Origin of the sequence: Aeromonas sp. 602200 (assembly GCF_049173895.1) — a bacterium.
GTDB classification, from domain to species: domain Bacteria; phylum Pseudomonadota; class Gammaproteobacteria; order Enterobacterales; family Aeromonadaceae; genus Aeromonas; species Aeromonas veronii_A.
On record NZ_JAAKSL010000003.1, the window covers coordinates 272,059 to 296,781 of the forward strand.

Genomic DNA, 24,723 nt, shown 5'->3' on the forward strand with positions numbered 1-24,723 from the left:
CACCCCTGCACGCCCCCTGACCCCAAGAGAGATCCAATATGAACAATAAGCTCTCCCTCACTGCCATCAGCTTCCTGGCCAACTTTGTGATGGCCGGTTTTGCGACCCAGTTCGGCATGCTGATCGACCCCATCGCCGCCAAGTTCGGCGCCGACGTCAATCATGTGGCCTCCATCTTCTCCCTGCTCAACGGCGGGGCGCTGGCGGGCACCATTGCCGCCTTCTTCCTTATCGAGAAGGTGGGGCTCAAGCGGATGACCCTGCTCTGCTACGGCCTGATCGCGCTGGCGGCGGCTTCGCTCCATCTGACCGGCTCGCTCTATGTGGTGATGGCTGCCATGACGGTGATCGGCCTGTGTGGCGGGGTGGGACTCTGCATTGCAGGGACGCTGGTGGTGAGCGTCTGGCAGGCGCGGATGCAGAGCACCATGCTGGTGGTGCAGGATGCCACCTTCAACGTGGCCGGGGTGGTCTTCCCGCTTATCACCACCTACACCCTGACTCACGCCATGGCGTGGAGCTGGAGCTATCTGGCGGTGGGCGTGGTGGCGCTGGCGACCATGCTGGTGGCGGTGCTGACCAACTTCCGCAGCTGCGAGGCGGGTGGCGAAAGCGCAGGCAACGAGCACTCGGAGTGGAACCTCGGCATCATCAGCGGCGGGTTGGGGCTCTTTCTCGGCATGCTGGCGCTCTACACCTTCCTCACCTGGGCGCCCATGTTCGTGAAGAATAAGTTCGGCATCCCCTTCGAGGAGGCGGGCAATATCATCACCCAATACTGGACGGCTGCCCTGCTCGGCGCACTGGTCTCCACCGCCATCGTGACCCGCATTGCGATCCGAACCTTCCTGCTGGTGATCATCACCCTGGCGATGGGGATGACGGCGCTCATCGTCACCACCGATAACCTGAGCCAGTTGCCATACCTCACCTATGGTTACGGCTTTGTCTGCGCGGCGCTCTACAACGCCTTTATCGCCTACGGGGTGTCGTTTGTGCGCCAGGCGTCGAGCAAGAACGTCTCCTACATCCTCATCAGCGGCAGCGCGGGGGCCATGTTCAGCCCGGCCATCAGCGCCATGTTCGAGCAGGTGATCGGCTTGCAGGCGGTGATGTACGCCATCCCGCTTATCTACGCCGTGATCCTCGCCATGCTGGTAGCCTCGCTGCGCATGGCCCGGCCTCAGCCCTGTCTCGCCTGAGCGGGGGAGTAAACAGCAAGAGGGGCGGTATAAACCGCCCCTCTTTTTTGTTGCTGTTCCGCTTGTTGCTGCTCAGTCGGCAACTGAGGCCTGCGACTTATGGCTGCTCCAGAAAGGCCTTGAGCCCCGCCAGATCGCGGATCTGCAATCCCTCTTCGCCGCGCTCCACCAGTCCCTTCTCCATCAGCTCTTTCACCGCCCGCCGGTAGACCCGGTCGGTCGTGCCGAAGCGTTCCGCCTCCTGATACCCCTTGCGAAAGCCGCTCACCGGGTTGTGGTGGCAGTGGCTGTGATAGAGGTCGAGGGCGATGTTGTAGCTGATGGGGTAGAGCATGCGGCAGGTGAAAATATCCACCGTGTCCTGATAGTCGATGGCAATGGCGGTGGCAAAGAAGAGCGCCACCTTGGGGTGGGCGACCAGCGCCTGCTCCAGCTGCTCGCCGTCGATGCGGGCCACTTCCAGCGGCTCCTCGGCGATGATGTCGAGCTGGCAGCGGTAGCCGGTGAAGAACTCCATCTCGCCAAACAGCTGGTTGTCGCACTCCAGGGTGCCGAGCTGAAAGCGGCGGCCATTCATGGCGGTGTGGCCCATGGCGATGCGGCCGCCCGGTACCAGCACCAGATCCCGCAATAGCTCCCCCTGACGCATCAGGGGCTCCCCCTCGGGGATCAGATGCCGCTCCGTGATGCAGGAGATGACCACCTGTTCGATGAGATCATGGCTGGCCTGCCAGTGGGGCTGAAAGCGCCCCTTGAGAAGGGGTTTGAGTTGCATGGGGTTTCGAGTCGTCGCCAAACAGAAACGACTATTACACACCCTTGCATACGGATATGCCAGTTTTGTACCGCAAAGTGGGGCTTACTGGTGTAGAAGTACAATCTGGAAGCATGAAAAAGCGCCCGAAGGCGCTTTTTCATTGAGCGGTGGTCAGCAAGGGTTAGCCAATCAGGCTGGCCCACAGGTCATATTCGTCGGATTCGTCGATCCGCACCTTGACCATATCGCCCGGCTTGAGGCCGGTTTCGCCGTTGAGGTAGACCAGACCATCGATCTCCGGCGCATCGGCGAAGGAGCGGCCAGTGGCACCCTCTTCGTCCACTTCGTCGATGATTACGGTCATCTCCTGACCCACTTTGCGGGCCAGCTTGCGGATGGAGACCTGCTGTTGCAGCTCCATAAAGCGCTGGAAGCGCTCTTCCTGAATCGCTTCCGGTACCGGATCCGGCAGCTTGTTGGCCAGCGCCCCTTCGACCGGGCTGTATTTGAAGCAACCGACCCGATCCAGCTCCGCCTTGTCGATAAAGTCCAGCAGCATCTGGAAATCTTCCTCGGTCTCGCCCGGGAAGCCGACGATAAAGGTGGAGCGCAGGGTGATCTGCGGGCAGATCTCGCGCCACTTCTGGATCCGCTCCAGGGTGCGCTCGACCGAACCCGGGCGCTTCATCAGTTTGAGGATGCGCGGGCTGGCGTGCTGCAGCGGGATGTCGAGGTAGGGCAGGATCTTGCCATCACGCATCAGCGGGATGACGTCATCCACGTGCGGGTAGGGGTAGACGTAGTGCAGTCGCACCCAGATATCGAGCTTGGCCAGCTCTTCGCACAGGGCGACCATGCTGGTCTTGACCGGCATGCCGTCGTAGAAACCGGTGCGGTGCTTCACATCGACGCCGTAGGCGGAGGTGTCCTGGGAGATCACCAGCAGCTCCTTCACGCCGGCCTCTTTCAGACGCTTGGCTTCGGCCAGCACGTCGCCGATGGGGCGGCTCACCAAATCCCCGCGCATGGAGGGGATGATGCAGAAGGTGCAGCGGTGATTGCAGCCTTCGGAAATCTTCAGATAGGCGTAGTGGCGCGGGGTCAGCTTGACGCCGTGGGCCGGAACCAGACTGGTGAAGGGGTTGTGCTGCGGCTTCTCCACATATTTGTGGACGTGACCCAGCACCTCTTCATAGGCGTGGGGGCCGGTGATCTCGAGCACCTTGGGGTGGATCTCGCGGATCTGGTTCTCTTTGGCGCCGAGGCAGCCGGTGACGATCACCTTGCCGTTCTCGGCCAGCGCTTCGCCGATCGCTTCCAGCGACTCTTGCACCGCGCTGTCGATAAAGCCGCAGGTGTTGACGACGACCAGCTCGGCATCGTCATAGCTGGGCACCACATCGTACCCTTCGGTACGCAGCTGGGTCAGGATGCGTTCTGAATCGACCAGGTTTTTGGGGCAACCCAAGCTCACAAAACCAATCCTTGGATGGTGAGACCTAATAATGCTGGAAGTCGCTTGTTGGACAGGTTGGTCGTCCGATGGCTGAACCCGCGTAGTTGCAGGTGTCAGGCTGTCTGAGCTAGGGTCAAAACGGTTGACGGTCATAGAGGATCGCTGGTCACTAATGCAAAAAAAGATTGCGGATTATACCTGATGAGCAGGAAAGAGGAAGAAGTGATGTGTGCATTTTTTAACCTGTGATATTAGATTTCAATGCGCGATATTTTGTGTCTTTTCTTGAGAGGTGATGACGATGCGATCATCAACAACAGTGTCCTCGGTCACGAGTTCTGACTCGAATTCCTCATGCCAGTGTCTACAGCCTACAGCATGAGGGGGAGATCTACACTAAACAGTTAGGCAGTGCCGATTTGATTGCAACCTGCGTCATGGATCGCAGTCTGGTGCTGATCATCCTGCTGGTTGCCGCGAACTTCGCTGCCAGTACCAGGAGTTGCTCGTAAGCAGAGTAACTCTTGACTACACCGATAGGGGCACAGGTAATTGTCGATCTGATAGTCTGTATTGAGCATGGGGTTTGTCAATAAGTAATAAGTCGACGGGGGGGATAGGTAAAAACCAGCATTGTTGGTTGTAATTTAGTCAAGGGAGGTGATTTTTAACTTTTTTTCACATCCCCCCACTTGAAAAATTCTAAAAATTGTCCATTTACTAATAATAAGAGAGGTAATAAAATTTTAGCGTTTCAACATTCCGCTGCTACGCAGCGAAGAGAAACCAGTTTTACTACCCCTCGCAGGCTTTTTATTGAAGAGAAAATATGAAAGTCTCTCTTGTATATTAAAGTTTATTATGCATGGGGCATGCAATAAGTACGCTTATCACTGATAAGCAGAAAGCAGAAAGCAGAAAGCAGAAAGCAGAAAGCAGAAAGCAGCAAGCAGAAAGCAGCAAGCAGCAAGCAGAAATGTGCCGATCTTCCTTACTTGCCAGTTGGTCAAAGAAGTGACATTCAATATAATTAATATGTTTACGTGGTCACGTTCTTCCTGCTTATTTTGACCAAACTCATCGGCTGACCATCATGTTCTCGGTGCCACACCATCACGGACTTTGGTCAAGTATCTTTTTATCATTGGAGTCTATCGTCATCTACACCGAATATGCGCAACCTTCATTTCGCGCTTGAGCAAGCGTATCTTGAGAAAGAACAAGACATCGCCATGGTGGTGGTATTATTACGGCAGTATGACTGCGAACCCTCGTTTCTCCTTGCTACTTCCTAGCCTGAAATATATAAGTGGAAATTAATAATAGAGAGTATGGATAGTTTATTTCTGATGAGGTGATTATTTTTTGATGGGGGTTGATATCTAGTGTTTTTGGATATAACCTTCCATTTAAATGTTTGCTAGTGGTTATATACCGTGTGTCGGCAATAGTGTTTGTGTTCAGAAAATGAACGGCGCTAAGTGATTGTGTCGTAGCTGGGCATCTGGTCTAGGCATGTCTGCTTTAATTCAACTGTACCGGTAGCGTACAAGTATAGTTGTGTATCTAGCATATATAGCCTCGTCATAGAATCAATTTTTGGAGATGTTATGGATTTAAGGTCGTCTGCACCAACACTATATCTGTATAGTCGTGTAAGTACGGATAAGCAGGCCGCCGGTAATAAAACTGGCGTACAACGTCAGACTGAGGGGGCTTTGGTTGACGCAACAAAGTTAAAATATAGTAACATGCCCGTTATCTATATGTCAGATAACGGAATGTCAGCCAGTAAGGGGGAAAACATTGAACATGGATGTCTGGGGAGGTTTATTGAACTAAGTCGTTCAGGTCATATTGCACCCGGCTCTGTATTGGCCATGGAAAACATCGATCGTTTCTCTCGCTTAGCGTTAACAAGAGCCAGTGAGTTCTTAACCTGTATTCTCGCAGCCAATATTGTTGTTTATACATGGATTGATGGGGCAGTATATCAAAAAGATAATCTTGCATCCGCGATTTTGTCACTAGTTAAACTTGAAAGCAGCAATGATTATACAAATAAACTTTCTGCTCGGGTTACTGGTGCAGCTCGTGTTGCATTAAAGCGTCATCAAAATGGTGAGTGCGATGCAGATGGTTATCCAGCTGCAATTAATGGCTTCGGTAAAAATAAATTTTGGGTTGATACGACAACTGGGTTTGTACGCCCTCATTCATATTATTTCTCTATAGTTAAAGAAATGATTATGATGATTCGAGAAGGGAGGGGGCATATAGCAATTAAAAAGCATTTAGATGAAAGCTATACCCCCCCTACAATAGCTCAAAATTCTAATAAAGAGGGGTGGGGAATAAATCTTATTAAAAAGATTATAAGTGATCGTGCAGTTTTAGGCGAAAAAATAATTCATATTGATGGTCGCGAGCATCTGTTGGTAAATTATTATCCCGCTGTTTGCACTGAGGCTGAATTTGCACAAGCTAAGCGAGTGCGTAGTGAAAAAAAACAGTTTACTAGTAAGATGAAAAACGCTGCGGGCATTGTTACTGGAATGCGTATAGCCACTTGTGGGGACTGTGGCAGTTCACTACAGGTCTACCGTAGTAAAGCCGGAAAAAAAGATGAAAAGCTCCGTTATAAATGCAGCGGAAGGTCAGACACTTCGGTGAAAAGCTGCACAGCTGCAACATTTGATAATAGATATTTTGAGTATGCACTAATGTTGCTGATTGGCAGCGTGATACTTCAGCCTAAAAAAAATACAAATGAGAATAAAGTTGCTTCGATTAAAAATAAAATAGAATCGATAAGTTCAAAAATAGAAATCATGATTCAATCTGTGGGAGCAACCACAGAGGGAGATATACATATTCTGTTGACTGAACGACTAGATAAATTATCTAGGGAACGTAAACAGTTAAATGAAGAATTGACCATTGAGATTAGTCATGCGGAGGCTTCTATTAACCCAGATATATATATGCTGATACCACCAAACTACATTGACTACAATCAGGCTGATATAAGGAACGAGGTAAGGGATATAATATATAAGACAGTAAAATCAATAAAGGTGCATTCTGTTACTGGCTGTTTCTATATTCAGGTTGAGTTGTTTGGTGGAATGAGTACCGATGGTATTGTTATTGACAATAAGTATATCTCCGACTTCGGTTTTGATATGCACCATCAGCAGGAGAACGAGGAAGCATTCCTGGCTTACAATAAATTTGTCAACAACTTCGAGTGTATCGATAAAGATGGAAAGTTAATTAGAATGTTAGACTTGGTGAATGGCACTGATTTTATAATTTCTGATGAACTATATCTCAATCAAAGGGTAAAGGTTTTAAAGGAGAAGCCTATGAGTGAGGAAATGCGTACTGCTATTGAAAAATTTGAAACTTGGGTTCCTAAAATCCAGTAATTAATATGCCGGTTAGTGATAAGGATTTTTGCCATTGCTAATGGTTGATATGTAAAATCACTAAATTATTCTGCTAAAATAAATAATGCTGTATATTCACGGCATGATGTGTAGCGTCATGCATATGAATGAGCAAAAAAAATGAAATTTTGTGGTGGCCCCATGCAGCGCAAGCTGCAAGACTGAAAGAATCCACCAAAATGGAAATGAGATTCAACTAAACCACCAATTTCTCTACATATTTTTTGATACCCAACCTAGTATTTTCTAATGCTTGCTGTAGCGCCACCCAGCAGCAATAAATCCAGTTTTTCATTAGCTCCGGCCTGTTATTTTAACCTCGCAGTTCCTTTCCAGCAGGCATACTTGCGGGAACGAACTCTAGGTGTTTCAATTCTCTCTAGAAAACGTTGTATTTTTTCTTTAAAAATAGCATCTTAGACTATGAGTGTCTTGTAGCTTGCTCGATGACTACCATATGAATTTACCCTATAGCTGCTTCCAACATTTTTTGAGCTGTGCATGGCAAGGTAAATATGGGAAATGGTTAAAATTACCTTACCCTAGTGCATCTTAATAGTTAGGAAATTAAAATTTCAGATACCACTGTATCTTTCAAATTAGTATATTCTTCAATGCTTCACAGCGACCATTCTCACAGTAGCCCCACCAGTCAGTCTTTTGACCAATGATCGCTACTATGGATGTGCTGTTTTTAGGTAAGCCTTTACGCCAACTAGATACGTCAGTGGCAGAGGGCAAAGGATTCGATTCAGGATGGGTATGCCACTCACCTATGTAAGTAAGATAGCCTCCTGATGTGTGCCAAAGTTGATCAACCATAACTTGATGGTGTTGTTTTTTACGTACAAAACCAAAACGCGATGCTTGGTCGTAGGGACTAGGTTCTGTAACGTGAGTTATTATTATATGAGGTGGCCGAATTTCTCCAATAAATACACCTCCTTGCTCAGGTTGACTGTGATGTAACTGCCGATATCGATTTAAAATATGAAGTACCGCAGTCTCAACGATTATTAGTCCACCAGCTCTATTACTCAAGGTCAGCTCAGCCTTGACGTCAGGAACAAACACTACATTCTCCAAATTTTTTCAGCTTTCTACGCTTATGATGAATTACATTACCTGTCGAGTGTTGAGCATAGGTCCAGGGAAGCTTATCCTGAAGAGTATTCAGCACGGCCTCTTGAATTAGTGCGGCAGTAATTGTGCTGACGCTAGCATCATAGGGTGTAAAAATGCTGCCGCAGGAAACTCGATGAGGAGCTACAGGTCTATCGACCTCCTTGAGGATCTCGAGACGCTTGGCACATTCATAACAGGCTTTTCCATCGTCGATCATAACAACAGACGCTTGACCATAAGCATCATTGTAGCCGTGGATGATGAAGGGAGGACGTTGGGTAGAAGCTCGAGCCAAGTAACTGAGCATTTTACCTGTTGGGGCGTGACCAGTAGCATCGATCACAATATCATAGCCACGAATATTATCTTCATTCATTTCAAAACGATAAGGTTTGACATCTATTCTTGGATTGCCCAAAGAGTCACGCTTTATTAGCTTACTTAGGGCCTCAGCTTTATTCCAACCGATATAAGTGGCTGGGAGAGCATGCCGACTCAGATTGCCTGGAGACAGAATGTCACTGTCACAGAGAACTAGCCGACCGGTATTGCCACGCCCTGCTCCTACCTTGGCAAGCAGCTGAGCAGCAAAGCCACCAATGGTGCCGCAGCCAATTATCAAGATTTGCTTGTTCTCAAGATCAAGGAAAACAGGTCTGTTGCGCCGCTGAAGCTCTTGGTCGCTTATCGAGCTCACATTTAAGCGAGAGAATGCGGTCGTTGCGGATTTTGATCTGAGCATAGGAAGAGTAGAGCCGAGCTTTAGTTTGTGTTTACCTCCCCTAGATTTAGCTCGTTCCGTTGTACGGTGTTTCAGGATCGTCTGGGTGGCTTTACTGAAGCAGACTTCAAAGCCAATGATGCCTTCGTTCGAAATATCGAACAACACCATTTGCCTGCCCTTGGTGAGCCTGGTGAGTATTCCATTGGCCAGTGAGTCATGAGCAGGGAGGTCAGCAGATTTTAACCAATCAAAGACTTCCCTGAGTGATTGAGGCGGCCATTTACTTGGTGCTATCGCAGTGTTGTTAACTCTGACAACGGTCACGTCGCCATCAATGCCCACAGCCGGTTTTTCTCCTCGTAACCTAAACCAGTCATCCCTTTGTCCAGCGTTGTGGAAGACAACATATTCTTTGTCTGTTTGTCCATCTGCTGAGGTTGCCACTTTCAGCGACTTGTATGAGAATTTTGTACCTGAAAGCTTGCCTGCATCACCATAAATGTAAGCATCCACGACCCCATTCCAGTAGTTCACAAACTCGGTTTGAAATTCCTCTTGCCGTTGATGGCCAGCTGTTACGGCATTGTCCAATGCTTGCTGGATCAGGCTGTTTAACATGGTAATTACAGCAGGTGGGTGTTGGGGATCCCAATCGGCAGTGTCCTGGTTCACCAAACATAATCTTTGGAAACTGCTTATGTGAGGTAAGGCCATACCGATTAAGTTGGCAGGGCGACTGATAACGTAAGTTTCCGGCAAGCGACTAAGATCTTCTCTTGGCCTAACTACAGCAATAATGAATTCACCTGCCTGTGTTTGGTAGGCTTTTATATAGGCTGGACACTCTCTCGGTAGAGAAATTGGTAGGCCGGTGATGTTGCGACTCTCGACATATCGAAAGCCGCTATGTAATAACAAGTTATGGATAGTCACTATCAACCACTCGTCATTGAATCGGTCATTTGGCTTTGTCGTTGAGGTTGTCGTTGTTGTTGGTATGCAGGTATGGCAACCCAAGGCTTGATAAGCTCTTCGTTTACAACACTGTCACCAAAAAGTCCATTTAGAGTTTTCAGTACTTCGTTCTTTGTTGAGAGCCTATTAAGTGCTCGATTAAGTTCTTCGTGCAGAGTCTCTGCTTTCGAGATAATGCTCTGAACCGTATTATCATCCATCTTTTCCTTGGGAAACAACAAGCGACCTTCATCTGAGGCATCTGGACTTTCCACTCCATCCCTTAACTTGGTGGCCAACTGTTCTGTTACTTTTAACAAAAGTTCACCATGATCTTTTGTGTCAGGCATAGGTGTATTATCAAAGGTGTCAACGACGCATTTCATAAGAGCTATGGAGGATAATTCAGGAGATTTCCACTGCACATCTCGCCAAGCCTTCAGGTATCGACAGACCTGCCGCATAGGGTCACCATGTCGCGCTACTGCGCTCCTGAACCAACGCGCAACGATTTCTGGATCTGACTTAATCCACTTATCCTTTCCTCTGACAGCCAAGTAAACACAATTTTCATCAAGCTTTCGAGTGGCTGACTTACTGAGAACACTTTCATTCAGTGAATCCATCCCTGCGACAGAGTTCAATGCCACTTCTCGAGTTTCAAACTGATCTCTTGGGATTGCATACATGGGCACATCTACATGCACATTTCTATCTTCGATGACAATACGTCCACAAGTAGGCTTCTTTAATGCTTTCCAGTTGTAGTTTTCTTCTGCCAAAGATGCTAGCGATGCATCTACAAGTAGGAGAAGAAGCTCATGGCCGACTAACGGTTGCTCTTTGAACATATCCATAGGCATGTATGTACCATCATCAATGTCCATCTGCTGCGGAGGTTTATGATATGGCTTGTTCAGTGTTTTGTACTTGTAACTTCCTTGAACCCAAAATCTTGGCTCTGTATTCAAGAAGGCTCCGCGTGCGTCATCACTCATATCCAAGAGCAGTTTCACAACTCGCTGGACATCTGCATTGTCAAGATAGCGCAGGTTGGTTTTCCTAATTGCACTTTCTACGAGTTGGATATTCGTTGAGCTCCGAGAACGGCTGGCCAGCATTTTGACGACATCTTTTGCTTCTGTGAATACACCCTTTGTCCGAATTCTGATCGTGTCCTTAAGTTTCTCGAGAGAAGCCTTGTCGGTGCTGGTAGGCTCCAGTCTTTTCATGAGACCGTCATTGGTATTGGTAAGATATAGATGTGCTGACCATTTCATTCTGACGCTTCCTTACGGTCGGTGGGGTGAATGAAGGCTGGAGCCTCCGTGCTAAAGAAAGTCTCGATAAGTGCTTTTTTGCCAGTAGCTGTGGTTGCTACAGATTTGCCCCACGCGACAAGTGCTTTCAGTGACTCTTCGCTCGCATTGTCTAACGAGATGACTCGAGCCTGTTGATCAGGCACGGTTTCATCAAGCGAGAAATAGCAAGGGGGCATGCCTTCTCGATTTAGTGCCTTACCGGCCATGAACCCGTGCATTTTCTGCGAGGAGGACATGACTGTCTCAATGAGTGCCTTTCCACCGCCCCAAAGGCCAAAGTACCCAGGGAACCACCTAGAGATGTTATTGGGATTGATACAAAAATCGTTGGAGAGGGTTCCAATATTAAGAATTTTGATATCGTTTGCTGTTATACCCTTAAACTCCTCATCATCCAGATAATTCAGCGCTTCATGATAGGCGACGAATGATGGATTGTTTGCTAGTAAGCCTCCATCGGCAAAATACGCACTCTGCCACTCGATATAGTGAGGTAGGAAGTAGGTGGGGGCAGCAGATGTAGCCATGGCTACATCAACCAAGGTGAATTGATCATCTCGGGTGAACAGGGAGTTATGACAGGTTTTGATGAACAAAGGGCGACCTGTGCTCAGGTTGACCGTTGGGATGAGCAGGCGTCGTTTTAGCGATCTGACCGTCTTGCCGGTTCCCACGATCTCAGTCACTGCTTTTTCCAGGTTGTTAGCCTTATAGAGGGGGCTCAGCAACAGCTTACCTAGCTGGTATATGTTTCGAACACAATTGGGCACCCAACTCTGGCGAGGGAAAATATCTGGAGCTGCTTTGTGAAACTTGCCCTGCAAGTCTCTAGCTTTCTGGCCATCAGCCAAAGCAATGGCAATTATTCCGCCGATGGAAGCCCCGGTGATCATGTCGAAGTAATTACCGATGGCCAAATCAGGATTGTTGTTGCGCTCAGCCAGAACCCGTTCTAGTTCCGCTAAAATGGTAATTGAGAAGAGACCACGCACCCCTCCACCGTTCAAAGACAGGATTTTGAATTGCTTGTTAGAGTCGTTCATGGAGCCTCCATTAGAACCGTACATAATATGCGGGGATTCTGTGCTCACTTCAATGGGGAGCGTAAAAAGAACACTGCAACGGCTACTCTACGGCGCTGTTGCCAAAATGAACTGTTCTGATAACAGCTAACCCTGCTCCAAGTTACTGTTACTCTTTGGTCTTTTCTCCACGGGTCACCTGCCTTGGTAGAACCACTCACCGTGCAGTATGAGCGGGCACAGGCCAACATATATCGGCGATGAATGAGGCTAGAAAAGCTTATGAAATGCGTATTGCACGTCATTCCAGATATGTAGTTATGTTGAAGCTCTGCGGGCTAGAGCTGCATCCTCATTACTTGCTCTGATAGTGTGCAGCATGTGCTATATTCGGCTCAAATATTGAGCTGAATGATGGGCGGGTTGGGCTCATTTTTGAAACCCTGGCACGTTGAATGAGGAAATAATGGAACCATTTTGGATTTGGCAACAAGCCGACTGGCCCCATTTTCGTTGGCAGGATAGCGAGATATTGCCCAGATTACGCCATGTTCAACACAGGCTGGGAATTCTAATAGGTAGTCATTCCAGGTTGGGGAACTCCGACCAAACGTTGGATATGTTACTGGCTAACATCATCTCCTCATCCGCTATTGAGGGTGAGCGTCTCAATGCCCAATCCGTGCGTTCTTCCCTGGCTAGGCGGTTAGGGAGCTCACAAACTCAGTCATATCCAGTATCAGAGCGCTCAGAGGGACTCGCGGCCATGATGCTGGACGCCATCGACAACCATGAACAACAGTTGACGATTGAGAGGCTTTACCAATGGCATCGTTGGCTGTTCCCTGCCAACGAATGGTCGGTGCAGCCAGTGAATGTAGGACAGTTGCGAGGAGATGAGCCGATGCAGGTTGTCTCTGGGCGTGTTGATCGCCCCACCGTGCATTTTGAGGCTCCACCCAGAGCTGCTCTGGACGATCAACTGGCCGAGTTCATCCTCTGGTTTAACCAGACTCGACATGACCCCACGATGGATCCCCTTCTTCGTGCGGCAATCATCCATTTCTGGTTCGTGACCCTGCATCCCGTTGATGATGGTAATGGGCGGCTCACGCGGGCATTGACCGATCTCGCGCTGTCACAGGCTGACAGCCACTGTATCCGGCTGTATGCCATGTCAGTTGCTATTCTCGAACGGCGGGATCACTACTATCGGGCGCTTGAGTCAGCGCAGAGGGGGCCGCTAGATATTACCTCCTGGATCTGTTGGTTCCTCGACACACTGGATTACTCCATAGAGCTGGCATTACAGGTTATTACCCGTAGTCTTGCCAAGGTATGCTTCTGGCAGCGGCACTGTAATGACGGTCTGGGTCCAGAGCAAACCAAGGTGGTTAACCGTTTATTGGATGGCGGAGAACAGGGTTTTGAAAAGGGCATTAACGCGAGTCAATATCAAAAAGTTGCTGGAGTCAGCAAGGCTACTTCTATACGCCATCTGGCTGAATTGGTGGAAAAGGGATGTATTGAGAAATTACCTGGTGGCGGACGCAATACACGCTATCAGATCCGCTGGGGAGATATTGGCTTCACGATGGGAGTCTGAAAAGACTATATCTGTTAACTTGTCTGCACTCTCCCTGGGAGAGTTGATTTCATTTGGTGGATTAAAGCTTGGATTGACGAACTAATAAAGCGTACAAATTAAATTTTTACGCCATGATGCGTACCATCTGGCATATGGACGAATAAACTCAGCCGACAGTGCTGATTCTCAATAGACCTTTTGAGCGACAACAAACTATCGATAACATCGGGATCAATTTCAGGAACATCACCTGAACCGAGATTTGAAAGTAATTTGGTCACACTGAGACGTACCAGTTGCTCTTCGGCCAGCGCCTTTGCTCTCTGGACTACTTCAGGTGATTCAGATGCGATGATATCCTCTAATGTCCTTCCCATATGGTGCTCCTACTAAAAACAGAATTAAAGGCCCACGCCGAGCTGGCATAGGCTCTCAGCACTAGATCAAAAACTCTTCCAATGCTCGACCATTAGCCACCGCTTCTGCGATGGCCTTGGGCATGCGACCTTGACCAGTCCAGGTCTTCTCCTGACCATCCTCAATGTACTTGTATTTTGCAGGACGAGGAGCACGTTTCACTTTAGCTGAACCGTCAGCCTTCGCCGGAGCCGCTGTGCCAACAAGCTCACTCGGATCGATGCCAGCGTCTCTCAGCATCTCGGTAAACTCAGCCAGCTTTTGCAGGCGCTCGGCAGATTCGGCTTTGATTTTGTTTTCTTGCTGCTCACGCTCAGCAAAAATCTCTTCGAATTTTTCTCTGACTTCGACCAACTGCTCAAATGACAGCTCACGCAATGCAGCACGAAGGCTACGGATATTCAGCAGGATTTTCAGAAATTCGTTCATTGATAGCCTCATGTATCACATTTTTATATCAGGAAAATTATCTCTCAATCCCAGCATCAGCTCCACTGTTTTTGGCACCAAGACGATTATTGAAATAGCATTATTCAAAAAGACTTGAGCGAAATCGCGTTTGGATCTGCTTAGTTGCCTAGCTCCAATCTGCTATGAAACTATGTAGCCAAAACCTAAATCTAGGTGGTAGTGAGCGTTGAGACCACCTCACCAGATGAGCCGATGAATGCTCTCGATCGGCTCACGAAATGAGCCGATTGGACAATATCATTGGCTCACAGAATGAGTCGATGATAAGAAGTTTTTCTCTCCTCACAAACTAGAGTATGGGAGCATATTATTCATATTATCTCCCTATTAGAACAATCACGACCAAATGTAGACTGTGGCGCAATCGTATGATCCAGAGCATGAGTAGGCGTGGTAGCTTTTGGGATAATTCCCCGATGGAGCGGTTGTTCAGAAGTCTTAAAACGGAGCGGGTGCCGACTATGGGATACATGAGCGTGCGGGAGGCAAAGCGGGATATCAGTTATTCCCTGATGGATTACTACAACTGGCGGCGTCCACATCAACACAATGACGGGATCGCGCCAGCAAAAGCCGAGGATCGGCCTAACCAAGTGTCCGGATTTAGTGGACCACTACACCAGCAGGATTTCTCAATCAGAGCCATTCTCCGATAGAACATGAAAAGTAGTTCCCAGTTCAATGCCTAAACCTGGTTCAGTACAGACCAACTCGGTCATCAGCCCTCCTCAATGCAGGGGCATTTTGTTGCTAATCTTCCACTCAAAACGACAGTTTGGGGTAGGATAGCTCATGAGAGGTCGTGTTTGTACAATGAGGAATGCTACATGATGTCCTATGCAACCTATCATCCTGGTAGTGATGCAGCAGCTACTGCGAACTTTCTCCTAGAAGCCCTTGGTGTTCCTCGTGACTCACTAGGAGCACATCAATGGATCGTGGCTGGCGTATCACCGGACATACTCTATCGGCTCGCTGAATTGATGAAGACGGATGTGGGGACGGTTTGCCAATGGGCTGGTATTAGCCGGAGTACACTGGCCCGAAAGCTTCGGATTGAGGTTCCCCTATCAATATCGCAGGGTGCTAGGGTATACGGAGTTGCACAGGCCCTCGATGCGGTACTCCTCTTCCACAGGAACGATACCGTCATGGCTGTGTCGTGGTTAAACCGCACAGTCTGGGGGCTCGGTGGCGTGGCTCCAGCCACGTTGTTGACTACACAGATGGGTGTTCAGGCTGTTGTCGAGCTTGTAGGGCGGATTGAGCATGGCGTTTGCCAATAAGTAATAAGTCGGCGTGCTTATATGCTAAAATTAGCATAATAGATTAAAGCTTGATCAATCAGATTGATTTTGAAGATTTTTTCACATCCCCCCACTTGAAAAAATCGGAAAACTGTCCATTTACTAATTATGAGAGCGATAAATAAATTTTTTCCATTTCAACATTCCGCTGCTGCGCAGCGAAGAGAGACCAGTTTTACAAACTCACACCTTATTTTTATTCAATCGAAGAGAGGGTGCCAATGAATTAAAATTCATTAAGTTAGCTTGAAAATCAATGCGTCATCACTTAGTAATGATTTTTCTATGATCTGACAGAAAAGAGAAAAGAGAAAAGAGAAAACATAGTATCAAGAAAATATGGCTATATTCGCCCATGTTGGGCGGAAATAAAAAACGTGCTTTTGCAGAGTATGATTGTTTTACCAATGCACACTCTTCTCTGCTGCTATTCATCCCTCATGAACTAATCGCATACTGTCGTTATTGTAACGCCGCCCTCTGCTGCGCCTGCCGCCTGACACTGGTGAGCATTTTCTTGCACCGCCAAACAAAACAAACCACACACAAAGGACTGAATTGATGCCTATCCGGCGTTGTTGCCCAAATCAGTCAGCAGTCATGACTTCCCCAGCCCAGGTGACCGCTACACTCGGGGCTTTCTGACAGGTAGGCCAAGGGTATTCAGTTTATTTATGGCGCTGACATACGCCATCACTTCTCCCACTTGGCCGTTGTAGTTACGCAGACTGATTTTCCCCGCCAGTAACTGCTTGAACCGATACATCGCCGTCTCTGCCAGCGATCGACGGTGATACCCCGATATCTTCTTCCAGTGCGCCAACCCTTCCTTACGCATTACCAGCACGGCCTCATTTCTTGCATGTCCTTTTTTCCATAACCCCGCGCTTTTGCGAGGCGTAATACAGGCTGTTGCCCCTTTGCGCGAGATAAGCTGATGGCTGGCTTTGCTGTCGTAGGCGCCATCCGCATAAACACGCCCCAGTTTGCGCCGTAGTGGATTGAGCCGAGTCGGCAACACCTCGACATCATGACATTCTCCAGCGAGATTTCCGCCGCCACGATATCGTGGGTCACCGGGTCTACCGCCAGATGCAACTTGCGCCACACTCGCCGTTTCTCGGCGCCGTGTTTTCTGACCTTCCACTCGCCTTCCCCAAACACCTTCAGCCCGGCTGAGTCGATGACCAAGTCGGTGATACGCCTCTTGGCGGGTTGTCGATAGGACACTTTCACCGTGCGAGCGCGCTTGCTGACACAGCTGTAGTCCGGTGTGCACAGCGGCACATTCATCAACTGGAACAGGGAGTCGAGTAGCCCCTGAGTGGCCCGCAGAGTGAGGTTAAAAATCCCCTTGTGCATCAGGAAGGTATAGATGGTCGGGTCGGTGTAGAGCTGACTGCGGCCCCGGCGCCCATGATGCAGACTTGAAAGGGATGATGGTGATCAGATCACCAAGTCCTTAGTTAGTTCCATTCAAGCTGCATCGATTTGGGCAACAACGCCGGCTATGACCCAATTACGTGTTGCATGGGGCGCCCCAGCGCCTCATGCAAACATGCTTTGATATTTACGCCCCTTCCGTAACGATCCAGCATTCTGCGCCAACCCTGGTCGTTATTCAGGTAGTGCGTCGCCACGCCATGGAACCGCTCCATCCACTCCTTCAACCGATGGTGATACCCGTTCACGTGTTGGATGTGATACGCACCGACCACCCGTTCGCCTTGGCGATTGTGCACTACCTGATGGGTGACGCCCTGCACTTTGCTGAAACTGGCATACACGCCCACACCATCGCTACACAACACCGCATCCGGTGACACCCACGGCTTCAACACCGCGATGACCGTCTCGATATCTATTTTCTCCAACTGAAAATCCGCATGGTGGCCTGCACGATCTTGTACCACCATCACCGGAATGTAATCTGGCCCGGTTCCACGAGTTTGCCCTTTACCACCGTGGTGACGTGGCGGACGCGGCAGTCCCCGTTGCCCCTTGAACGATTCAAGGAAGAAGGTCTCATCAACCTCAACGATGCCCTCTTCCCGTGTGGCTTGATGAGCTGCCATGGCCCGCAAGAAGCGGTGACACCATAGGAACGCGGTGTTTTTGCTGACCCCACAGTGCCGAGCAGCTTGGCGGACGGTCAGTCCTTCGATGAGGGCTTGCGCGTAGTCTTGCCTGCACTGGGCTTTGCGCAACCGTGCCAGAGGAGTTTTGGTCAGAACGGTGCTGGTGCGCAGACACAGTTTGCAACGGTAGCGGCGCAGTCCCCGACTCCATCCCCAAGGGGCCAACTGGGTGACATCGGCCTGACAATGTGGGCAGCCACTGCATGCCGGTAACTGGGAATTGACCGAGGTAATGGTGTGGGGGGGACAGTGAGTTCCTGCTGAGCAACACGGTGCTGGCGTAGGGTTAACTGGAGAAATAGTGACAACAGGTGTTGAAAGGCTGGGGTATCCATGATGGTAGACCTCAAGGTGACGGCCTACTTCAACAACACGTAATTGGGACAGCGCCAAAAAAAAAGCCTTATGCGAATTTGGCACGCATAAGGCATAGGACACATATGGAAGTAATAATCCAAAACCCCAAAGAGTAGGACACAGGATGTCTGCATGAAACCACATGCACAACTAATATGGCACATTGGGTTGGGATAGAGTGATGTGATTATCGGTATGAGTTCATGTGTGACAGGATATATATTGAATTGTTAGCAATACAATAAAGGTTGCGAGACAGGTTAGTTAACAATAAATGTGTTTTTGTGTATATATCCATATCATTTGTGAGGTGTGACTATCTCGTTTAGGGGTGATTAAATGCCGCTGGGTTTGAGAGGTTGAGGGCCGGTTTTCTGATGTTGAGCGAACTCATCTGTAAGTCAAAATGAGCTGGCATGAAAGAAGTTTGATTCTCGTGCTTTAAATCCCCCCCCCTTGTTATATCACCTAGTCCTGTTATTGGTTGCCTAATAAGGGTTGTATAGATGCGTTCTTATCAAAAGGATGTGTCCGGCAATATACCGGAACTAATTTGGGAGGCTGATACCTATCAGCCTCCCAGTGTTGACAGTGTACTTTGTGTGGCGCTGTTTGTCTGTTGTGCGCATATTGCGCACAGAATTATGGCTTTTTTGTTGAAGTCAATTTTGAAGGAAAGTAAATCATGAAAAAAGTATTTGTTGCAGTTGCCATCCTTGGTGCAATGGGTTTTGTCAGCTCAGCATCCGCTGCTGTAGCCTCCCACGTGTTCAGTTGGTCCGGAACGGTCCCGGCCGCGTCGACCGATAGCGCTTGGATCATCAAAACTCCACAAAAAGATGATATTCCCGCCGGCATTCTGACGTTTACCACCGCTGGTGATAAGGGTGTGCTGACTGGCTCAACAGACTTGGCATTCAACGTGTTTGATTATGCCACGCCACCGACTGTGGGTAACGCCGCGGCCTCCTACACCTACCAGCTGAGTAGCTTGGCTATCAACAGTGCAGGTCTGGCTGCGGAGCAGGGAGCCGACGGGTACTTTGAGATCCAAGCCAATGGGGCTGCTTTGGTGAAGGGGCAGGACGTGACTGTGGCTACTGGTGAGGCCACCACCCTGATCGTGGCACCGACCGCTGTGGCCACTCCGTCCAACCAGCCCGATGCCGGTGATGATGTCAACGTGCAGGCCACTATCGTGGTGAGCGCCGCATCGTAACGGGTTGCTCTCTGGTAATCAATGGGCCGCCATTGTGGCGGCCCGTTTTTGGAATGTGAAGAGAAAGAGGTTGCTATGAGGGGATATGCATTGAATGTCCTGTCACTGTTGATGTTGAGTTTGCTGCTGATGCTCATGATGTCGTCAACGGCGAGTGCCGCACTACTGGAGCGAGTATTGCCGGTGTCGGTCAATATTGTTACCAATCAGGCCTCCTCTGACTTGGAGATTGTGGCAGACAAAAGCGCTTTTTTGGTGGTGTATAGCTCGGCCTCACAACAGTTTCTTCCTCTGGATATTCCGTTCAAGGTGCGCTCTATCAGTGGATTGAGTGTGGCTTACAATCTGTCACTGTCCGAGTTGGGCGGTCTGTGCGATGGCGTTACTCCGCTGGTGCCCACGCCGACACTGGATGGTGCCAGCATAGTGATCAATCAGCAGTACCGGTTTACCGGTATTGAGAATGCCCACGTATTGACGCTGTCGTTTCCTTCGCTCGTTCAAGCCAGCCTTGTCCAGCAGTGCGAAGGGTATGCCGGGGTTGTGGCTGAATTGACAGTGTAGGAAGGATGTAGTGATCAATAAGTGCAAAAGCAAGCTGTATCTTGCTCTGGTGTTGTTATGCCCATTGTCTGGGATGGCGACCAGTTACCCGGTCGAGTTTTCTGATTTTTTTGCCAGTCAGCGCGACACGGTCATGGTGCGATTGGCTGGGGATTCGGTGGGTCTGAAGGTCGATGCTCAGGTGTCCTATGATGATTTTCAGCTGTTGGAAACAGCGGTCGCCCCCCTTCGCCGCTACCTGACGGATAAGGGGCTGGCCAGCGGCGCGGTGGAGGCCATTTCGCGTGAGCTTGCACAGGGAGTGCCAGCCAACCCGGGGTGCAAGGTGAATCTGGACGTGTGTGCACCAGAGGTGGCAAAGAAAGACATCGCCTATGTCTTTGATTATGACAACGGCAACTTGGCCATTTTTGTGGGCTCGGACTGGTTGGCGCGTAACGTGGAAGAGGTGACCTATCACCCGGCCCAGCGGGCCAGCAATGCGTTGGTCAACCAAGCGCGGGTCTACGGCTATGCCGATGAATCAACTGATGGTGGGGTGAGTGTTTCCAACTTGACGACTCTGGGATTGCCGTATGGTCACCTGCTGTTCAATACCCAGTACCAGAGCGCTGACAATACCCTGGATGTGTACAAGGGGGTATACGACCTTGAGGTAAAAGGGACGCGCGCCGTGTTGGGATACAGCGAGCGTGATCGGGTCTCGTTCAATACCACTGATTTTTTGAATGATGATGCCGATTACACCTCTTATGCTGCGCAACTGGGGTCGAGCCGCAACTTGGTGCGTGGTGGCAGTGAACGCTTGCAGTCGGTCTATTTCTTTGCACCGCAAGCGGGGCAGTTGGAGGTGTATCAGGGAGATCGGCTGCTGTTGACCCAGGTGGTGTCACAGGGGCGCCAGTCCATCGCCTACAGTGAACTGCCTGCGGGGGCCTACGACGTACGCTTGGTGTTGCGGTCTGGTGGGAAAGTAGTGCTTGAGGAGTCGCGTCAAATTGTCAACTCGCAGCAGTTTAGTTTGCCAGTGGGGGACTGGGACTACGTGCTGACGGCGGGGCAGTTTGACGAGGTTCAAGAGCAAGATGAGCTGCAATGGCTCACCGCGCCGGAGGATTTTTCAAAAAACTACGCGCAGCTTCGCACCTCGTGGCGTTTGACGGACGGTTTGTTGCTGGCTGGCGGGGTGACGGCCAACCAGAACGATCAGTACATTCAGGCAGGGTTGAGCTATGCCTGGGCTGACTGGCTACTGGCTACTTACCAAGCCGGATTCTTTAGCAGTGGTGACGGCTATCAGGCCGGCACGCTCACCTTGGGGCCAGTCTATTTGTCGGCGCGTCGCTTTGACAGTAATGACTCCAACCGGGCGTATCGTCTTGCTTCGCAACTCTACGACGAGCAGTCCTTTTTAAATTACAGCGCCACCTATTCCGCTTCGCTGTGGGGGGGGAGTGGATATGTGACTTACACCCACTACGACAGTGAGTCGGCTTACACCCTGGATGAGTTGCGCACATCAAAGGTGGATGACGTGTCTGCTGGCTGGACGACCAACTGGCAGGAATGGATGTTGGGGCTGAACGCCACCTATAGCCAGAACGACTCTTACGATGAGCTTAAATTCGGGGTGACCGCTTCTTATGCGCTTGGTAATGATGCCACCGCTCAGCTTGCTATGACAACAGACCGTCACGGTTTGTCACGCAGTGAGGCCGGTATCACCAAGAGTGTGGCGAGTGGTGACTGGGCTGGCTCCGGTACGGCATCGCTGGCGTGGCAGCGTGACTTGCCTACTCAGCAAGAAGCTGCTTTGTCGGGCACCGTCAATGGTCGCACCGACTGGTTTAACGCCAGCGCCTACGGCTACCTCAGCAGTGCCGAGCGGCGCATGGTGTCGGGCACTCTCACGGGGACCCAGTTTATTTCGGGGCAAGGGGCGGGCATGACACCAGAGATGGGGTCGTCGTTCATGCACATCGTGCCGGACATTGCCACTGACCCGGCGGGCACAGAGGTGTCACTGGACGGGGTGAACTACAACGTCCGTCGTGGCGCTAATGCCACCTATCTGGGGCGGTTGACCGGTGATGAGGCAATTGTGCCGCTCACCCCTTATACCGACACTGAGTTTGTCATGGATGCGGAGTCGAGCAGATTGCACATCGACAACAATATCCGGCGCGAGTTCGTCTACCCCGGCACTGTGTACACCATTGATGCGCACATCACGCCGATGGTTACCCAGCTGTTTGTGCTCAATGACATTCAGGGACAGCCGATCCGACAGGTGCGCTGCGTTGGTGAGGCGTGCGCGGGTGTGGAGCCCGTGTCTGATGACGGGGTGTTTCGGGTGAGCTACAAGGCGGGTGGCGAGTTCACGCTGGTGTCGATGAACCGGGTGTGTGTCAACGAGCCCGCATTGATGAAGGAGGGCGCCATCCACACTTACTGCTTGCCGGGGTTGATGGAGGAAGAGGGGCGCATAGCGTTCTCGTCCGGTGGCCAGACGCAGGCCAGCAGCCTGCTCTATTTGGGTAAATACGAGTCGCGCCAGGAAGCGCAGGCCATTATCGGCCGCCTTAAGGATGTCGGACTGGTGGCGCAATCGGTGACGGTGGGGCCGAGCCTGTATCTGTACGTGCAATACAGCAAGGCCTTCGACGTGGCGCAGCGCGCCATGCTGGAGGGTCTGGAGGCCTACATCGTGCTCAATGATGCAAACGTGGACAAACTGTTTTCTGCAAGGTGATGTATGAGTATGAATAGCAAGATGAATTTGGATGTAGTGGGTGGCCCCTGTGCCCCTTTGTGTGCTGGCGTTAGGGCGCTGGTTCTGGGGGGCTGGCTGGCCCTGTGTGCCGCTATGCCGGTACAGGCCATCGGTATTGATTCCATGCTGGGGTATGCCAATGAAAAGGGTGAGGCTGAATTTGTCATCACCAACTCGGAGACGTATCGCCAGTACATCAACGTGGCCATCAGTGAGATCACAGTGACGAACGGCCAGTTGCAAAAGACGCCCTACACCCGAGCCAACCTGAGTGACTGGGCGCTGGAAGTGAGCCCGGCCCGCACCATTTTGGAACCAGGGTTTAAAAAGGTGTTTGCTCTCAAATACCAACCCACCGGAGTGTGGCGTCAGGATCGGGATCGGGTCTTTCAGGTGTCGTTCGTGCCGACCCCCTACTTTGCGGAAGGCGAGACGGGCAACGCCGTCAAGATGGCTTTTGGTTTCGCCCCCCTGTTGATTGTCCCCGCCAAGGAGACGCAGCCGCTGGCGTATGAAATGCACTATCGCGGCGACAAGGTTACGGTCACCAACAAAGGGGGCACCTTCTTCACCTTGTACTTGGATGGTTGTCCTAATGGCACAGCCACCAAAGACCGCAAGGCCTGTAGTGTCGATGCGACAGTGCTGGCCGGACGGGAGCTGAACGTAGTGTTGCCACCTGCCATGCAATCCCGGTCCACTTTGCAGGCAAAAATGGCGTCGTACGGGAATAAGTTCAAGGCCCAGACCACCCTTAACAAGCAGTTGTAACGAGGTCACTATGCTGTGCACTGCATTGGAATTGGAAAATCGTGGGTGGCGGCTGTTGCTGCTGGCGAGCGCCTTGCTGTGGGGGTCGGCGCAGGCCATGACGGTAGAGGCAGACATCAAGGGGGACACCTTTCGCTGGGTGTCGGCGCAGTCGTCTTTTAACGGTGGGGTGGCTCCCAGCGTGTGGGCTACCCCGGCGCAGTTGGTGCCAGCCAGCACGTTTGTGCCGGGGGCCAGCACGCTTCCATCCCTGCCTGTCAACCTGGTGGGGCCGGAGGGGGATAGCGTCACCCTTCCCCTGACGTTGCTGGGGATGGAGTACAACAGTCCGGAGGCCACGGGCATGACCGCTGACAGCGGTGGCGGCAGCGCGGTGGTGACCTTGAGTGGTGGCTTGGTGCAGGTGCAAGGTACCGGGCTTGGCAATCAGCGGATTGCCCTTGCGCGCGAGGTGACTCCGTTCACTCACGCCAGACCCATTATCTCGCTCGGCACAAGCGACAGCATTTTGCAGGCGTTTCGCAGCGCCAATGCTGCGCCTGGCACCTACACCACTCAGGTATCGTTGCCACAGGCTTACGAGTACGAACGAGCCGGGGTGCGCATTCGCTACAACTGGACGCTACCGCTGACCATCAGCATCAACTACGCGCCCTCGGTGCTGACCGACATCACCCTGACCAGTCCGACACTGGGGATGATGACGGCGCGTTACGCCAGTCGTGGTGGGGTGCAGTATGTCGCCGGCGAGACAGTGTATAACGCCGTGGCCACGGGCTTTTTCACCAACGGCCTGCGTCTGCGGATGAAGACCGGTGACGTGTATCAGATGAGCGGGCCGGATGCGACCACCATCCCCTTCTCGGTGACCTGTGGTGCCTGCGCCCAGCAACTGTTGGTGGATAAAGGCAACCTGACCCTGGCCGACTTGGCCACCACGGGCACCAGTATTGCTGGTGTGAACGCCTCGGTCATCAACTTTGCCATCAACATCGACTTTAGTGATGTGGAGGTTTCCACCCTGCGCACCGGTGCTTATCAGGGCGTCTTCTCGATGTTGTTTGAGCCGAATATGTAATGGTCATCGTTCATGAGCCCTTCCGG

General features: G+C 50.8%; 17 protein-coding genes and 4 pseudogenes. 11 read left to right on the top strand and 10 right to left on the bottom strand.

What is annotated here, in order from left to right; genetic code table 11:
- Positions 1-38: 38 nt before the first annotated feature.
- Positions 39-1,202 (top strand): MFS transporter TsgA, encoded by a 1,164-nt coding sequence (gene tsgA, locus G5221_RS06590; RefSeq protein ID WP_227340955.1) that lies wholly within the window; start codon positions 39-41, stop codon positions 1,200-1,202.
- 97 nt (positions 1,203-1,299) lie between these two features.
- On the opposite strand, the gene G5221_RS06595 is transcribed toward tsgA, so the two are convergent.
- Positions 1,300-1,977, bottom strand: a complete 678-nt coding sequence (locus tag G5221_RS06595) for a Crp/Fnr family transcriptional regulator (protein ID WP_227340954.1) — start codon at positions 1,975-1,977, stop codon at positions 1,300-1,302.
- A gap of 163 nt (positions 1,978-2,140) precedes the next feature.
- Positions 2,141-3,568 (bottom strand): 30S ribosomal protein S12 methylthiotransferase RimO, encoded by a 1,428-nt coding sequence (gene rimO, locus G5221_RS06600; RefSeq protein ID WP_227340953.1) that lies wholly within the window; start codon positions 3,566-3,568, stop codon positions 2,141-2,143.
- A gap of 1,457 nt (positions 3,569-5,025) precedes the next feature.
- Between rimO and G5221_RS06605 the strand changes: the two genes are divergently transcribed.
- A complete protein-coding gene (locus tag G5221_RS06605) occupies positions 5,026-6,846 on the top strand; it encodes a recombinase family protein (protein WP_421262990.1) in 1,821 nt (606 codons plus the stop codon).
- A 615-nt stretch (positions 6,847-7,461) separates the two neighbouring features.
- Here G5221_RS06605 and G5221_RS06610 read toward each other — a convergent pair.
- From G5221_RS06610 to G5221_RS06625, 4 genes are read right to left on the bottom strand one after another with little or no spacing between them, the layout of a single operon-like run.
- Positions 7,462-7,941: a Mov34/MPN/PAD-1 family protein gene (locus G5221_RS06610; protein WP_162517109.1), complete on the bottom strand. Its 480-nt coding sequence runs from the start codon at positions 7,939-7,941 to the stop codon at positions 7,462-7,464.
- Positions 7,928-9,649, bottom strand: a complete 1,722-nt coding sequence (locus tag G5221_RS06615; protein WP_162516529.1) for a ThiF family adenylyltransferase — start codon at positions 9,647-9,649, stop codon at positions 7,928-7,930. The genes G5221_RS06610 and G5221_RS06615 overlap by 14 nt, the downstream gene beginning before the upstream one ends.
- A gap of 2 nt (positions 9,650-9,651) precedes the next feature.
- Positions 9,652-10,950 (bottom strand): CBASS cGAMP synthase, encoded by a 1,299-nt coding sequence (locus G5221_RS06620; RefSeq protein WP_042024857.1) that lies wholly within the window; start codon positions 10,948-10,950, stop codon positions 9,652-9,654.
- Entirely contained in the window at positions 10,947-12,035 is a 1,089-nt protein-coding gene (locus G5221_RS06625) for a CBASS cGAMP-activated phospholipase (RefSeq protein WP_042024858.1), read from the bottom strand. The genes G5221_RS06620 and G5221_RS06625 overlap by 4 nt, the downstream gene beginning before the upstream one ends.
- Positions 12,036-12,480: 445 nt before the next feature.
- On the opposite strand from G5221_RS06625, the pseudogene G5221_RS06630 reads away from it, so the two are divergent.
- Together G5221_RS06630 and G5221_RS06635 are read left to right on the top strand one after the other, a co-directional pair.
- Positions 12,481-12,714: pseudogene (locus tag G5221_RS06630) on the top strand (DUF4172 domain-containing protein); the annotation flags it as partial.
- A gap of 66 nt (positions 12,715-12,780) precedes the next feature.
- Positions 12,781-13,620: a Fic family protein gene (locus G5221_RS06635; protein WP_421263013.1), complete on the top strand. Its 840-nt coding sequence runs from the start codon at positions 12,781-12,783 to the stop codon at positions 13,618-13,620.
- Between the two features lie 98 nt (positions 13,621-13,718).
- On the opposite strand, the gene G5221_RS06640 is transcribed toward G5221_RS06635, so the two are convergent.
- Together G5221_RS06640 and G5221_RS06645 are read right to left on the bottom strand one after the other, a co-directional pair.
- Positions 13,719-13,979 (bottom strand): hypothetical protein, encoded by a 261-nt coding sequence (locus G5221_RS06640; RefSeq protein WP_421262991.1) that lies wholly within the window; start codon positions 13,977-13,979, stop codon positions 13,719-13,721.
- 61 nt (positions 13,980-14,040) lie between these two features.
- Positions 14,041-14,448, bottom strand: coding sequence for an H-NS family nucleoid-associated regulatory protein (locus G5221_RS06645; RefSeq protein WP_421262992.1), 408 nt, complete (start codon positions 14,446-14,448; stop codon positions 14,041-14,043).
- Between the two features lie 392 nt (positions 14,449-14,840).
- On the opposite strand from G5221_RS06645, the pseudogene G5221_RS06650 reads away from it, so the two are divergent.
- Positions 14,841-15,146, top strand: a pseudogene (locus G5221_RS06650) (integrase core domain-containing protein); the annotation flags it as partial.
- Positions 15,147-15,320: 174 nt separating this feature from the next.
- On the top strand, positions 15,321-15,776 hold the full coding sequence (locus tag G5221_RS06655; RefSeq protein ID WP_421263014.1) for an antitoxin Xre/MbcA/ParS toxin-binding domain-containing protein: 456 nt from the start codon (positions 15,321-15,323) through the stop codon (positions 15,774-15,776).
- A 646-nt stretch (positions 15,777-16,422) separates the two neighbouring features.
- Here the strand turns inward: G5221_RS06655 and G5221_RS06660 are convergent.
- Both G5221_RS06660 and G5221_RS06665 read right to left on the bottom strand, forming a co-directional pair.
- Positions 16,423-17,219: pseudogene (locus G5221_RS06660) on the bottom strand (IS5 family transposase); the annotation flags it as partial.
- Between the two features lie 86 nt (positions 17,220-17,305).
- Positions 17,306-18,270: pseudogene (locus G5221_RS06665) on the bottom strand (IS1595 family transposase).
- A gap of 707 nt (positions 18,271-18,977) precedes the next feature.
- Between G5221_RS06665 and G5221_RS06670 the strand changes: the two are divergent.
- The 5 genes from G5221_RS06670 (at position 18,978) to G5221_RS06690 (ending at position 24,697) form a co-directional block, all read left to right on the top strand.
- Positions 18,978-19,511: a hypothetical protein gene (locus G5221_RS06670; protein WP_421262993.1), complete on the top strand. Its 534-nt coding sequence runs from the start codon at positions 18,978-18,980 to the stop codon at positions 19,509-19,511.
- 75 nt (positions 19,512-19,586) lie between these two features.
- A complete protein-coding gene (locus G5221_RS06675) occupies positions 19,587-20,075 on the top strand; it encodes a hypothetical protein (protein WP_421262994.1) in 489 nt (162 codons plus the stop codon).
- A gap of 10 nt (positions 20,076-20,085) precedes the next feature.
- Positions 20,086-22,827 (top strand): TcfC E-set like domain-containing protein, encoded by a 2,742-nt coding sequence (locus G5221_RS06680; protein ID WP_421262995.1) that lies wholly within the window; start codon positions 20,086-20,088, stop codon positions 22,825-22,827.
- A 9-nt stretch (positions 22,828-22,836) separates the two neighbouring features.
- On the top strand, positions 22,837-23,619 hold the full coding sequence (locus tag G5221_RS06685) for a hypothetical protein (RefSeq protein ID WP_421262996.1): 783 nt from the start codon (positions 22,837-22,839) through the stop codon (positions 23,617-23,619).
- Between the two features lie 10 nt (positions 23,620-23,629).
- Positions 23,630-24,697 (top strand): hypothetical protein, encoded by a 1,068-nt coding sequence (locus tag G5221_RS06690; protein WP_421262997.1) that lies wholly within the window; start codon positions 23,630-23,632, stop codon positions 24,695-24,697.
- Positions 24,698-24,723 lie beyond the last annotated feature (26 nt).

Coding starts and splice junctions, on each gene's coding strand:
- G5221_RS06595 (WP_227340954.1), bottom strand. CDS start 1,977: ATGCAACTCAAACCCCTTCTCAAGGGGCGCTTTCAGCCCCACTGGCAG.
- G5221_RS06625 (WP_042024858.1), bottom strand. CDS start 12,035: ATGAACGACTCTAACAAGCAATTCAAAATCCTGTCTTTGAACGGTGGA.
- G5221_RS06685 (WP_421262996.1), top strand. CDS start 22,837: ATGAATAGCAAGATGAATTTGGATGTAGTGGGTGGCCCCTGTGCCCCT.
- G5221_RS06605 (WP_421262990.1), top strand. CDS start 5,026: ATGGATTTAAGGTCGTCTGCACCAACACTATATCTGTATAGTCGTGTA.
- G5221_RS06655 (WP_421263014.1), top strand. CDS start 15,321: ATGTCCTATGCAACCTATCATCCTGGTAGTGATGCAGCAGCTACTGCG.
- tsgA (WP_227340955.1), top strand. CDS start 39: ATGAACAATAAGCTCTCCCTCACTGCCATCAGCTTCCTGGCCAACTTT.
- G5221_RS06635 (WP_421263013.1), top strand. CDS start 12,781: ATGATGCTGGACGCCATCGACAACCATGAACAACAGTTGACGATTGAG.
- G5221_RS06675 (WP_421262994.1), top strand. CDS start 19,587: ATGAGGGGATATGCATTGAATGTCCTGTCACTGTTGATGTTGAGTTTG.
- G5221_RS06670 (WP_421262993.1), top strand. CDS start 18,978: ATGAAAAAAGTATTTGTTGCAGTTGCCATCCTTGGTGCAATGGGTTTT.
- G5221_RS06620 (WP_042024857.1), bottom strand. CDS start 10,950: ATGAAATGGTCAGCACATCTATATCTTACCAATACCAATGACGGTCTC.
- G5221_RS06645 (WP_421262992.1), bottom strand. CDS start 14,448: ATGAACGAATTTCTGAAAATCCTGCTGAATATCCGTAGCCTTCGTGCT.
- rimO (WP_227340953.1), bottom strand. CDS start 3,568: ATGACCGTCAACCGTTTTGACCCTAGCTCAGACAGCCTGACACCTGCA.
- G5221_RS06690 (WP_421262997.1), top strand. CDS start 23,630: ATGCTGTGCACTGCATTGGAATTGGAAAATCGTGGGTGGCGGCTGTTG.
- G5221_RS06640 (WP_421262991.1), bottom strand. CDS start 13,979: ATGGGAAGGACATTAGAGGATATCATCGCATCTGAATCACCTGAAGTA.